We start from the raw sequence: 12,128 nt of genomic DNA on the forward strand, positions 1-12,128 counted from the left end.
ACAGGGAATTACGCCAGTTGCATTGCCAGTTTTATCGATATCGCCATGCTCTCAGATTTTGCTTTTCCCGTCCAGGCGATATCAAAAGCAGTCCCGTGATCGGCTGAAGTGCGGATAAACGGCAGGCCGGCCGTGATATTGACACCGTCATAGAAGCCCAATAATTTCAAAGGGATATGCCCCTGATCGTGATACATTGCGACCACCATATCGTACTGCCCTTCATAAGCCTGCAGAAACACGGTATCGGGTGGACAGGGTCCGAACACCGCTATCCCTTTGGCCTTTGCATGTGCAATCGCCGGCGCCAGGAAACGTCCCTCTTCGTCGCCAAACAGACCGTTTTCTCCGGCATGAGGGTTCACCCCGGCAACAGCAATTCTCGGCTGCTGGTAACCAACGCGTTTCAGGAAGGTATCCGCAATATCAATGACCGTCTCGACACGCGGCGTATTCAGCGTATCAAGGAATTTACGCAGCGCAATATGGGTCGAGACATGGATGACTTTCAGCTTTTCCGTAAATAACACCATCGCGTAGTCGCGCGTCTCTGTCAGCGTAGCCAGCAGTTCGGTGTGTCCCGGATAATGGTGCCCGGCGAGATGCAGCGCCTCTTTATTTAACGGCGCGGTCGCTATCGCGTGGACATCGCCCTTCAGCGCCAGCGTCGTCGCGCGCTTCACACAGCGATAAGCCAGATCGCCTGCCTGCGCCTGCACCTTACCAATTTCAAGCGCCTGCGGATCGGCCAGAGGTTCATCGATCACATGGATCACTCCAGGCGTAAAGCGAGCCGCCGCCACGTCGTCGATAACGCAGAACTCAACGCCCTCTGCCAGACCTTTCTCCTGCAGTCGCTTCAGCGTCTGGAAACAGCCTACTACCACTACCGGTGCGCCATTTAACCGATCTTCGCTGAGCGCCTTAACGATAATTTCCGGCCCAATCCCTGCCGGATCTCCCATTGTAATTGCCACAGTCTTAATGCCCACAGTACATCTCCTCAATAAAATAAAGCGCATCGCACAACGTACGATCGGAGCCAAATCCCCCAGCCTTGGTGATCACCGGTAGATCGTCGATATCACTGTTAATAAACGTGCCGCAGGGAATACAGGGCGCGACTTCGCTCTGAATCCGATAACCTTCAGCACCCAGTGCGCTGGCGACGGCAGTGGCCATATCCCCTCCCGTCAAAAACAGGCCGCCGATGCGTGCCTGCTCAAGGATCTTTAACGTTATCTCTCCCACATGCAGACTCAGCGTCTCGCCCAACTGCTGGCGGCTCATGCCGGTAGTGGCACACAGAGTATCAATGCCCTGTCGGTCCTCCATCCGGCGGCTGGTGCGCAGGATCGTATGCCGCTGTCGGCTCAGGAGCGCGCAGGCTTGTTCCACTACCGCGGCCATCTCCTGGGTGCAGAAGGGCGACACCAGGCGAGAGACATCGATGTCCACGATCTCTGCTCGCCCCTGGCTGAGCGCATAGTCAACCTGTCGGCGCGTCGCTTCACTCATCGATCCCGCCACCACCAGCACGGGCAGTGCCAGCTTATCCTGTTTAAACATCCAGCCAGGCAACGCATTCGCCAGCCCGGCCGCCCCCACCATCAGCGGTATCTGGGTTTGTTCACAGATCGCATGCGCAATCAGTGTCAAATCCCGATCTTCCAGTGTATCGACCACAACCATGCACTCGCCTTCCGCGGCCCATGCCTCCAGCAGCGCACTGAGCCGCCCGCGACGAAGCTCCTCCAGATGGACTTCATGAACAGTGATCTGGCTTTGCAACGCGATCAGCTCGGCAATGCGAGAAGAGATAATCGGCGTTTTGGGATCGCTGGCGAATTCGGTATCCACAAGCGGGATACCGTTAACCAGGCACTGGCCATCCCGCGTCGTGCGCCCGGCAGCAGGGATCGCGGCGGCAATGACCGCGAGACGTCTGCGACTGGCTTTCATTGCCGCAGCCACTTCGGCCCCCACGTTGCCCCGAAAAGTAGAATCAATCTTTTTGTACACCAGCGGTGCGTCTGGTGTATCACACCAGGGAGCCAGCGCCGTCTGAACCATGTCTACGGCTTGTGGGGCCGGCAACGCCCGGCTTTCAGTGTTAATAACCAGCACATCGGCACGGCGGGAAGGCTTCTGGGCCGCACTTAGCATCACTTCCGTCCGCGCGCCTTTTTTCGCCAGCTGGACCCCGGTATCATTGGATCCGGTAAAATCATCAGCGATAACGATCATTTTCATGCGTTTTTTTCCTCCGCAAGCTGACGTGCCTGCCTTTTTGCCACCCAGGAAGTCAGGAGTGGCGTCAGGATCGCGGTCGTGATCACCGAGGCCGCAATCAGCGGTGCTGCCGCTGCGGCAACGGATGCCAGTGAAGGGTCGGCCTGAGCGATCGCCAACGGTGTGGCCACCGCATTTCCGGCGGTGCTGGACGCGGCAGCGCCAGCAATACCGCTTCCGCCCACCAACCGGTCAGCACGAATGTTAAAAAACCCGCCAATAAAGGTCGTCAGAACGCCGAGGAGGATGCCTGCCAGCCCGCCCTGGAGCAGCATCTCGAGATTGATCCCGGCCCCCAGCGCAAAGGCAAAAAACGGAATGAGCAGAGGCCCGCCTTTGGTCAAAAAATCACGCATGTTGGCGTCAAGATTGCCGAGGATCATGCCAACAACAAGCGGAATAAGTACCGCAACCAGCGCCATCAGAGGAATGTTGGCCATGCCGGCCGCACCCAGCGCGATCATGGTGAAGAAAGGACCGTCGTTCAGCGACAGAATGGAGATAGCCCCCACGTCGCGTTCATTGCCAAACTCTCCCACCAGCGCCGCGTAGAGTCCGCCGTTGGAATTGCTCATAGCCGCAATAATCGCTACGCCGCTCAGGCCGAAGATCCCCTCGGCGCCAAAAAGATGCTCAACACCCAGTCCCAACGCAATCGCGATAAGCAGCTTTGTGAGCGTGATGGTCCCGCCCTGTAGCAACGCCTGAGGGGCGGCTTTGACGCTAATGCCCGCCCCCATGCACAGCAAAAATGCGCCAATCAGCGGTGCCGCACCATTCTTAAATAAGGCGGTGGTAAATCCGCCGACTTCCAGCGCCTGAGGAGCAAACGTATTGATGATCGCCCCAATAACCAGTGGCACAACCATCATGCCGCCAGGTACTCGTTCTATTGTTTTCTTGATGTTCATGTCGTGCCGCCTGTCATCAATGTGATTAAATAAAATCATATTGATTATATTTAATCAATAACAAACCACAACAGACCGCGATCACAGATTTAATATGATTATAAAAAATCAAATAATCATCAATTGCAAAAAAAACCGGGAGACAGGCTCCCGGCGTGAACACATGAAGGGCGGTTAGGCTTTGCCGATAAACTCGCGGTACGCCGTCACCACCTGAAGAAAATCCTCGACGCCGCACAGGGAGAAGCTTTCTTCGTCGTAATAGCTCATCCCTTCTTCGATCTCATCGCCCGCAATATCCAGCTGATTGGCGCGGATCATCACCTCTTCGCCATCCAGCCATAACGTGTATTCATGACCGGCACGCTGCCAGGAGCGCTCGCTGCCTTTTACGGTGTGCGCTGCCTGTTCCACTTCGTCCAGCAGGGCCAGGTTTTCTTTCACTTCCTCATTAAACCAGTGCCCAACGACCTCGTGGCCCATCGACATTCGCACCTTTACCACTCCGGTAATATCGCGCAGAAATTCGTAATCCATAGTCTCTTCCTCTGCAAGGGCAATGCGTCACCGCTACATTGTACCCATAGGGTAATTATCGCAGTACCAGGGCAGAAAAAAAGTGGAGCAGACTGGGCTACAGCAAATAAAAACGCCGCAGTCTGTTAAGCGGTCGTCTTATCATCAACTGCCGAGCATGATTCCACCATCGATCGCCAGATGCTGGCCGGTGATAAAGGTATTTTGCAGTAAGAACAGATAGGCGCCGGCCAGCTCATCAATGGTCGCGGTACGTCCCAACGGGATCGTCCCGGCAAAACGCAGCCGGGTTGCTTCCAGCTGTTCGGCAGGCATATCGCGCCAGAACGGCGTGATGGTCCAGGTCGGCGAGACGGCGTTAACCCGCGCGCGCGGAGCCAGCTCTACCGCCAGCCCCTCAACCAGCGCATTAATGCCAAAGTTGCCGACGTAGCTGGCACAGGCATCCTGGGCACGCCCGCCGGTGCCGGAAGTGAAGATCAGGCTGCCGCCGGTATTCAGTTTCTCCGCCGCCAGCTGGCCAATTTTCACATTGGTGAAGAACTTCGACTCCATGACATGGCGAATTGTGGACAGTGATGCAGACAGAAAACCACCGCCCATCACATCGCCAACCATCGAAATGAGGTGATCGATGTTTGGCAACGCGGCAAACAATGCCTCCAGCGCCTGATGATCGTGCGCATCCACGGCATACGTCTCAACCGTCGCTCCCGCCGAGGTCAGACTCATTTTCGCCTCGGCAAGACGTCCGGCATGACGCCCAATCACGATCAGATTAGCCCCGGCCTCCGCCGCAAGCTGCGCAACTCGAAAACCGATCCCCGAGCTGCCGCCGATAATAGCCACTGTCTGATGTTGTAACGAAACCATATCTCTCTCCTTCCTGTCTGGGAATTCAGGACCTGTCGATACATTGAGATGTTCTGACACGGCGTGATACAGGAGAGGTTAAGGAATCGCCTGGCGGCAGTAATAGACATTTGATGCGCTTAACGCAACAGGTAACGCAGCAACAAAAAAGCCACCCCGAAGAGTGGCTTTGAGCAAGCAAGATTCGCTTATACCGCCGTCTGGAAAATCACACCGTCAGCTTTCTCGGTGTACTCTTCCAGCTGGTTGAAGTTCAGATAACGATAGGTATCCGCCGCGGTCTTATCCACCTGGGCGACGAAGGTCTGATACTCTTCCGGCGTCGGCAGCTTGCCGAGCAGAGAAGCGACCGCCGCCAGCTCAGCAGAAGCCAGATAGACGTTAGCGCCGGTACCTAAACGGTTCGGGAAGTTACGGGTTGAGGTGGATACCACCGTCGCGCCATCAGCAACACGCGCCTGGTTACCCATACACAGGGAACAGCCAGGGATTTCGATACGCGCACCGCTCTTACCAAACACGCTGTAGTAACCTTCTTCAGTCAGCTGCGCCGCATCCATACGGGTTGGCGGAGCCACCCACAGACGGGTTGGCAGCTGGCCTTTATGGCTATCAAGCAGTTTACCTGCCGCGCGGAAGTGACCGATGTTGGTCATGCAGGAACCGATAAACACTTCATCGATTTTTTCACCCTGCACGTCGGACAGCAGACGAGCATCGTCAGGATCGTTCGGTGCACAAAGGATCGGCTCTTTGATATCAGCCAGATCGATTTCGATCACCGCAGCATATTCAGCATCGGCATCCGCTTCCATCAGTTGCGGATCCGCCAGCCATTTTTCCATGCCCTGGATACGACGTTCCAGCGTACGACGGTCGCCATAACCACCAGCAATCATCCACTTCAGCAGCACGATGTTGGAGTTCAGGTACTCAACGATCGGCTCCTGGTTCAGCTTGATGGTACAGCCTGCTGCAGAACGTTCTGCGGAAGCATCGGTCAGCTCAAACGCCTGCTCAACTTTCAGATCCGGCAGACCTTCGATTTCCAGAATGCGGCCAGAGAAGATGTTTTTCTTACCTTTCTTCTCAACGGTCAGCAGGCCCTGCTTAATCGCATACAGCGGGATCGCATGGACCAGATCGCGCAGGGTGATCCCCGGCTGCATCTTGCCTTTAAAGCGCACCAGTACCGATTCCGGCATATCCAGCGGCATCACGCCGGTCGCCGCGGCAAACGCCACCAGGCCAGAACCCGCCGGGAAGGAGATACCAATCGGGAAACGGGTATGAGAGTCACCACCGGTACCAACGGTATCCGGCAGCAGCATACGGTTCAGCCAGGAGTGAATAACCCCATCGCCCGGACGCAGAGAAACACCGCCACGGTTCATGATGAAGTCTGGCAGCGTGTGGTGCGTGGTCACGTCAACCGGCTTCGGATAGGCTGCGGTGTGGCAGAAGGACTGCATCACCAGATCGGCAGAGAAGCCAAGGCACGCCAGGTCTTTCAGTTCGTCACGGGTCATCGGACCGGTGGTGTCCTGAGAACCAACGGAGGTCATCTTCGGCTCGCAGTATGCGCCAGGGCGAATACCGGCAACGCCGCATGCGCGACCGACCATTTTCTGGGCCAGCGAGTAACCACGGCTGCTTTCAGCAACATCTTTCGCATGACGGAAGACATCGCTGTGCGGCAGACCCAGGGCTTCACGTGCACGAGTCGTCAGGCCACGGCCGATAATCAGCGGAATACGGCCACCGGCGCGGACTTCGTCGATCAGCACGTCAGTTTTCAGCTCAAAGGTCGCCAGCAGCGCATCGGTGTCGTGGTTGCGGACTTCGCCTTTGAACGGGTAAACGTCGATAACGTCGCCCATGTTCAGGTCATTGACGTCGACTTCAATCGGCAGTGCGCCAGCATCTTCCATGGTGTTGAAGAAGATCGGCGCGATTTTACCGCCCAGCACCAGGCCGCCGCCGCGCTTGTTAGGCACGTTCGGGATATCGTCACCCATAAACCACAGCACCGAGTTGGTCGCGGATTTACGGGAAGAACCAGTACCGACGACGTCACCGACGTAGGCCAGCGGGAAACCTTTCTGCTGAAGCGCTTCAATTTGCTTAATCGGGCCAACTGAACCCGGCTGATCCGGCTCGATACCTTCACGGGCGTTTTTCAGCATCGCCAGGGCGTGCAGCGGGATATCCGGACGAGACCAGGCATCTGGCGCCGGCGAGAGGTCATCGGTGTTGGTTTCACCGGTCACCTTGAAAACGGTAACGGTAATTTTTTCAGCCAGCTTCGGACGGCTCAGGAACCACTCGGCGTCGGCCCAGGCTTGCATCACCTGCTTCGCGTGCTCATTACCGGCTTTTGCCTTCTCTTCTACATCGTAGAAGTTATCAAACATCAGCAACGTATGGGTGAGCGCTTTTGCAGCAATCGGTGCCAGTGCGGCATCGTCCAGTGCATCAATCAGCGGGTGAATGTTGTAACCGCCCTGCATGGTGCCCAGCAGTTCAACGGCTTTTTCAGGAGTGACCAGTGGGGAGGTCGCTTCGCCTTTGGCGATCGCGGCAAGGAATCCGGCTTTAACATAGGCGGCTTCGTCGACGCCCGGTGGTACACGGTTGATTAACAGGTCTAACAGGAATTCTTCTTCACCCGCAGGCGGGTTTTTCAGCAGTTCTACCAGCGCGGCCATTTGGGTAGCATCTAAGGGTTTTGCAACAATCCCAACGGCTGCACGCTCAGCTACGTGCTTACGGTATTCTTCTAGCACGACGGTTCTCCTCGCTCTCATTGTAAAATGCGGTAGGCGATTCTCTTCACGCTCCTGTGAGACAGCAGTTTGTAGGGTAAATGCCCGATACCGCGTCGGCAGCATAGCAGGATTTTGGCGAGGTGTTAATCTGTTTACAAAAAAGCAACATTAAAATTTAGCTGAATCGTTAAGGGCAGGATTTTACAGGCTTTCCCCTCATTTCCCGGTATATAAATTTAATTCTGTGCAAGTTAGCTGACCAAAAACCCAACAAACATCAAAAATCAAAAATAGAGCGGCTTATACTCCGACAGGAGCGCTATTTTCGGCGATACTCAGTGGAGACAGGCCAAATTTTTGTGCCGGGAGCTAACATGATACGACCTTTTAAACCCCACGTGATTGCACTGATCTGTAGTGCAGGGATTTTAGCCGCCTCTGGCACCCTGTATGTCAAAAGTCGCGCACCACAAACCATTACCGAAGCGCCTGCAACGACTCAGCCCGCTCCTGCTGCCACCCCGGCCACACCTCAGCCTCCGGCGCCAACGGCCGCTCCGCCAGTGACCACCGCCTATACTCAGGCGCAGATTGATCAGTGGGTGGCCCCTGTCGCCCTCTACCCTGACAATCTGCTGTCACAGGTGCTGATGGCATCGACCTACCCCAGCAACGTGATGCAGGCCGTACAGTGGTCTCAGGATAATCCTTCAATGCAGGGCGACACTGCGGTACAGGCAGTGGCCAGTCAACCCTGGGATCCAAGCGTAAAATCGCTTGTCGCTTTCCCGGCACTGCTGGCGTTGATGGGCGAAAACCCGCCGTGGGTCGAGAACCTCGGCAATGCGTTTTTAGCTCAGCCGCATGATGTGATGGATTCGGTGCAGCGGTTACGTAATATCGCGCAGCAGACCGGCACCCTGAAATCTTCGCCGCAGCAAAAAGTCACCACCACCGCCGTACCGGCCCCTGCGGCAACCGCCACGTCGACATCGACGACCGCCACAAGCACCAGCGCTGCACCCGCGCCGACTCAGGTCATTAAAATCGAATCCACCGACCCCAACGTGGTGTATGTCCCTACCTATAACCCCTCAACGGTATACGGAACCTGGCCCAACACCGCCTATCCGCCGGTCTATTTGCCGCCGCCTCCAGGGGAGCAGTTTACCAACAGTTTTGTGAATGGCCTCGGCTATAGCCTTGGCGTCGCCACGACCTGGGCGCTGTTCAGCAGCATCGACTGGGATGATGACGACGACTACCACGGTCATGGCTATGACCACGGCGGTTATTCGCATAATGGCGATAACATTAATATTAATGTCAATAATTTCAATCGCATCACCGGCGAACATCTGACGGGCGACCGGACTAACTGGCAGCATAACCCGGCATATCGCGGCAATATTCCTTACCCGAACAACAATGTCGCCCAGCGCTTCCATCAGACCAATGTTGCCGGCGGATTGAGTGCCACCCAGCACGTGGCGGGCGATCGTGATGCCCAGCGTCAGGCGGCAAAAACGCAGCTCCAGCAGCATAACGGGAGCGTTGCTAACGGCCGTATCGCCAACAATACGTCGCGTGATGCCCAGCGCAAAGCCGCCGCAACGCAGCTCAACCAGGTGACACAGCGAAACAACTATCGCGGCTACGATAAGACGCAAACGGCGGCGATCAAAAACCGCCAGAGTAGCGGGCAGCAGCAACAGCGTCGGGAAGCCGCTAAAACCCAGCTTCAGCATCCTACTGAGCACCAGCAACAGCGTCGTGCACAAGTCAAATCAGCCACACCGGAGCAACGTCAGCAAAAAGCAAGCAACCTGCGGTCCAACGCGTTAAGCGGCAACGAGAGCCGGTCGCCATCCTGGCAATCACAACATGCTCGCGGGCAGCAAAGCCGCATCGCCTCGAACCAGAACCGGCCGCAACGCAGCGCCGTTCGGGAGAATCGGGCTGAACATCATGAACGTCGTCGCTGAGGATATGCAGATGAAAAAACAGTTAAAGATGGCTCTGCTGGCGCTGGCATTGTCACCCATGATGGCCGCGGCCCAGCAGCAGTTTTCCACCCCGGAGCTGGCGGCGAACGCCCTGGCTCAGGCAATCAATGACAATAACCCTGCGGCCTTCAGTGAACTGCTCGGCGATAACTGGCAGCAGTTTTTACCACCGGATGGTATCGATCCTGATGCGGTGGCCCGCTTTCAGCGCGACTGGAAGATAAGTCACCAGATCGTTCAGCAAAGCGATACCGCCTGGCTGGATGTTGGCCGTGAAGCGTGGCGTTTGCCGATCCCAATGGTGAAAAACAACGAAGGCTGGCATTTCGACATCGCCGCCGCGCAGGATGAAATACTCACCCGGGCCATTGGCCGTAACGAACTGTCAGCTATCCAGGCGATGCATGCCTACGTCGATGCCCAGCAGGATTACTACCAGCTAAACCACCGTTGGGCGCAGAAAATTATCAGCAGCGATGGCAAAAAAGATGGCCTGTACTGGCCTGCTGCTCCGGGAGAAGCCCCCAGCCCCTTAGGCCCGGCCTTTAGCCCCGCCGAGCCAGGTGAAGGCTATCATGGTTATCATTTCCGTATTATTCACAGCAGCGACGATCAGGCCGCGGCCCTGCTGGCATGGCCCGTCGAGTGGGGGGAAACGGGTGTGATGAGCTTTATGGTTGATCAGGACGATCGCGTATATCAGGCCAATCTTGGGGAGGAAACGGCAACCTTAGCCCAGGCCATCACCCGTTTTGCGCCGGATGCCAAATGGCAGGCTATCACGCAATAAAAAAATGCCCGGCGCAGTCATCTGCCGCCGGGCATCCTGAGAGTCTGAACGCGGTTTAGCCCTGATGCGGCATCAGCTGCGGATAGCCGTTAAATGCCGGCTTCGTGCTGCTCAATGCCGCTTCATCCTGATGAATGCTGCCAGAGTTCGCCGCCCATACCCCTTCTGAGGTTTTGCTGATCAGCTGATGCTGTACATTCAGATTCTGCCCCATCGCGGCAATATGGTTGCTTTCGGTCCCGCCGCTGTTGGCAGCCCAGGGAATGGAAAGGTCAGCAGCACCGGCGATACCCGAAGCCAGCGTAGCGGCTAACAGCGTCGTGGTTAAAAAGAGCTTCATTACACACCTCACTAATAATTAACTATCTATAAGTTTAGCGGGTAATTATTTTCAAAGTATTTATAAGATGTGCCGATTTGTTTACGCAGACACAGTTCTAAACATCAGGCATAAAAAAAGCGGCTCTCAGAGCCGCTTATGTCCTGCTGCGAAAAGAAAACTTACTTCTTCTTCGCTTTCGCGTTCGGCAGGTCGGTGATGCTACCTTCGAAGACTTCCGCCGCCAGGCCTACGGACTCGTGCAGAGTCGGGTGCGCGTGGATAGTCAGGGCGATGTCTTCAGCGTCACAGCCCATTTCGATAGCCAGACCGATTTCACCCAGCAGCTCGCCGCCGTTGGTGCCGACAATCGCGCCGCCGATAACACGGTGGGACTCTTTGTCGAAGATCAGTTTGGTCATACCGTCTGCGCAATCAGAAGCGATAGCACGGCCAGAGGCTGCCCACGGGAAGGTGGCAGTTTCGTAGCTGATGCCTTTTTCTTTCGCTTCTTTCTCGGTCAGGCCAACCCAGGCAACTTCTGGCTCGGTGTAGGCGATTGACGGGATCACTTTCGGGTCGAAGTAGTGCTTCAGGCCGGAGATAACTTCAGCGGCAACGTGACCTTCGTGAACACCTTTGTGCGCCAGCATCGGCTGACCCACGATATCGCCGATAGCGAAGATGTGCGGCACGTTGGTACGCAGCTGCTTGTCAACACGGATAAAGCCGCGCTCGTCAACTTCAACGCCCGCTTTACCTGCATCGAGGTTTTTGCCGTTCGGTACGCGACCGATAGCCACCAGCACGGCGTCATAACGCTGTGCTTCTGCCGGCGCTTTTTTGCCTTCCATAGAAACATAGATGCCGTCTTCTTTCGCTTCTACGGCAGTCACTTTGGTTTCCAGCATCAGGTTGAATTTCTTGCTGATGCGTTTGGTGAAGACTTTCACGACGTCTTTGTCGGCAGCCGGAATAACCTGGTCGAACATTTCAACCACGTCAATCTCTGAACCCAGCGCATGGTACACAGTACCCATTTCCAGACCGATGATACCGCCACCCATGACCAGCAGACGTTTTGGTACGCTTTTCAGCTCCAGCGCATCGGTGGAGTCCCACACGCGCGGATCTTCATGCGGAATGAACGGCAGTTCGATCGGACGGGAACCCGCCGCGATGATGGCGTTGTCGAAGTTGATTACGGTTTTACCGTTCTCGCCTTCCACTTCCAGGGTGTTAGCCCCGGTGAATTTACCCAGACCGTTGACCACTTTCACTTTACGGCCTTTAGCCATGCCAGCCAGACCACCGGTCAGCTGAGTGATCACTTTTTCTTTCCAGGTGCGGATCTTGTCGATGTCAGTTTTCGGCTCACCGAAAACAATGCCGTGTTCGGCCAGCGCTTTCGCTTCTTCGATAACTTTCGCAACGTGCAGCAGTGCTTTAGAAGGGATACAGCCGACGTTCAGGCAGACACCGCCGAGGGTGCTGTAACGTTCTACGATGACGGTCTCCAGACCTAAATCAGCGCAACGGAAGGCAGCAGAATAACCTGCAGGACCTGCCCCAAGTACCACGACCTGAGTTTTAATTTCAGTACTCATCATGACCTCTGTAGTTTATATCCGG

10 protein-coding genes are annotated in these 12,128 nt (G+C 55.9%); 2 read left to right on the forward strand and 8 right to left on the reverse strand.

Going from position 1 to position 12,128, the window contains the following annotated elements; translation table 11 throughout:
* Nucleotides 1–8: 8 nt before the first annotated feature.
* The 6 genes from HF679_RS14330 to acnB all read right to left on the reverse strand — a co-directional run bounded on the left by HF679_RS14330 (nt 9) and on the right by acnB (nt 7,399).
* A complete protein-coding gene (locus HF679_RS14330) occupies nt 9–992 on the reverse strand; it encodes a D-threonate 4-phosphate dehydrogenase (RefSeq protein WP_123757464.1) in 984 nt (327 codons plus the stop codon).
* Complete coding sequence (gene dtnK, locus HF679_RS14335) at nt 982–2,253, reverse strand: D-threonate kinase (RefSeq protein ID WP_123757465.1); 1,272 nt, start codon at nt 2,251–2,253, stop codon at nt 982–984. Before dtnK ends, HF679_RS14330 begins: the two co-directional genes overlap by 11 nt.
* Nucleotides 2,250–3,203, reverse strand: a complete 954-nt coding sequence (locus tag HF679_RS14340) for a 2-keto-3-deoxygluconate permease 1 (RefSeq protein ID WP_123757466.1) — start codon at nt 3,201–3,203, stop codon at nt 2,250–2,252. Before HF679_RS14340 ends, dtnK begins: the two co-directional genes overlap by 4 nt.
* 174 nt (nt 3,204–3,377) lie before the next feature.
* Nucleotides 3,378–3,740, reverse strand: coding sequence for a protein YacL (gene yacL / locus HF679_RS14345; protein WP_123757467.1), 363 nt, complete (start codon nt 3,738–3,740; stop codon nt 3,378–3,380).
* Between the two features lie 144 nt (nt 3,741–3,884).
* Nucleotides 3,885–4,613, reverse strand: a complete 729-nt coding sequence (locus HF679_RS14350) for an SDR family oxidoreductase (RefSeq protein ID WP_123757468.1) — start codon at nt 4,611–4,613, stop codon at nt 3,885–3,887.
* A gap of 188 nt (nt 4,614–4,801) precedes the next feature.
* Complete coding sequence (acnB, locus tag HF679_RS14355; protein ID WP_123757469.1) at nt 4,802–7,399, reverse strand: bifunctional aconitate hydratase 2/2-methylisocitrate dehydratase; 2,598 nt, start codon at nt 7,397–7,399, stop codon at nt 4,802–4,804.
* A gap of 356 nt (nt 7,400–7,755) precedes the next feature.
* Here acnB and HF679_RS14360 point away from each other — a divergent pair, with 356 nt between their 5' ends.
* Both HF679_RS14360 and HF679_RS14365 read left to right on the forward strand, forming a co-directional pair.
* Nucleotides 7,756–9,366 carry a DUF3300 domain-containing protein gene (locus HF679_RS14360; RefSeq protein WP_187042154.1) on the forward strand — a complete coding sequence of 537 codons (1,611 nt, stop codon included), beginning with the start codon at nt 7,756–7,758 and terminating at the stop codon, nt 9,364–9,366.
* A gap of 10 nt (nt 9,367–9,376) precedes the next feature.
* A complete protein-coding gene (locus HF679_RS14365; RefSeq protein ID WP_187042155.1) occupies nt 9,377–10,177 on the forward strand; it encodes a DUF2950 family protein in 801 nt (266 codons plus the stop codon).
* Nucleotides 10,178–10,232: 55 nt separating this feature from the next.
* Here HF679_RS14365 and HF679_RS14370 read toward each other — a convergent pair whose 3' ends face one another.
* Together HF679_RS14370 and lpdA are read right to left on the reverse strand one after the other, a co-directional pair.
* Nucleotides 10,233–10,517, reverse strand: coding sequence for a hypothetical protein (locus HF679_RS14370; RefSeq protein WP_123757471.1), 285 nt, complete (start codon nt 10,515–10,517; stop codon nt 10,233–10,235).
* Nucleotides 10,518–10,678: 161 nt separating this feature from the next.
* A complete protein-coding gene (lpdA, locus tag HF679_RS14375) occupies nt 10,679–12,103 on the reverse strand; it encodes a dihydrolipoyl dehydrogenase (protein WP_123757472.1) in 1,425 nt (474 codons plus the stop codon).
* Between the last annotated feature and the right edge of the window lie 25 nt (nt 12,104–12,128).

The sequence above is a fragment of the Enterobacter sp. JUb54 genome (assembly GCF_014298075.1).
Classification (GTDB): Bacteria; Pseudomonadota; Gammaproteobacteria; order Enterobacterales; family Enterobacteriaceae; genus Klebsiella; species Klebsiella lignicola.